This is a genomic window from Gilliamella sp. N-G2, assembly GCF_002142215.1.
Classification (GTDB): Bacteria; Pseudomonadota; Gammaproteobacteria; order Enterobacterales; family Orbaceae; genus Gilliamella.
In genome coordinates this window covers 1-1,008 of the sequence record NZ_NAST01000069.1, presented here as the reverse complement: position 1 = coordinate 1,008, position 1,008 = coordinate 1, and the positions used below count along the sequence as shown (strand labels likewise).

Annotated in this window: 1 protein-coding gene; it reads left to right on the top strand. The window is 37.9% G+C overall.

Going from position 1 to position 1,008, the window contains the following annotated elements:
* Positions 1-1,008 (top strand): hypothetical protein (locus tag B6C99_RS12965; protein WP_143413973.1); only part of this gene is annotated, 1,008 nt, incomplete at both ends.

Here is a 1,008-nt window from a genome sequence, read left to right as displayed (position 1 = left end):
ATCCCCTTGGCGGTGAACTGGATGAAAACTGGAGTGTGACTGGCTCTGCCAAGCAAATTAATAACCACTCAGCCACGATTGAAGCACAGGGTGATTTATATATAGCGACTAATGAACTTAATAATATTAATGATCATATTGTTACCGAAATGCGTAAAAGTGATGAACCACCGGAAACCGAAACCTACTTCCAAACTTCAGACGGAGATGGTAAAACAAAATATTCACCTGATGAAGTGACATATCGTATCCATTCAAAATATATGCGCGGTGTAGCTTGCCAAAGTGAAGGCGGGCATCATAGATGTTATTATTGGTGGAATGATATTCCTGAGCATTTAAGGCATTCAAAACGCTTGCAACGCATGAGTGTTCCCTCTAAAGGTATAAATGGTCAGGGAGATTCATGGGAATATAATGTCATTAAACACATATATCGTACCGTTATATTAGAGACAGACCCCAGCAAAATCAGCGCTGCGGGTAATGTGGTTATTCGTGGACAAACCATCAATAATCAAGACAGTAAAATAGTTGCCGGCAAAACTGTCAATATTAATGCCGCTCAATTGAATAATCAATCTCAAGAAGCGATAACTAAATATGTTTATTCGGGTAGCATTTATCTGCATAGAAGGAAAGATGAAGATAAATATAGATGTGAATATAAAGGTGAATATAAAAAACCCGATGAAATTTTTATTGATAATGCCTTAAATAAAAATATTGTCGATCATCAAATTGTTGAAAAAACACCATTGACTGAGCAATCACGCAGTGAAGTGAATGTTGAAAACAAACACAACCAAGTTGCGGTGGATAAAACCGTCAATGATACTCTGACCCAACAAGCTAAAGTGGTTTCAGGGCAAAGTATTGCCATTAATTCAAATCAATCAGATAGAACTCATATCAAAACTGATGCAAACCATCAGCCAGGCAGCATTACGTCGATGCTGCCCAAACCGACAACCACGATTGAAGAGGATTTACCTCATCAGGAAAATA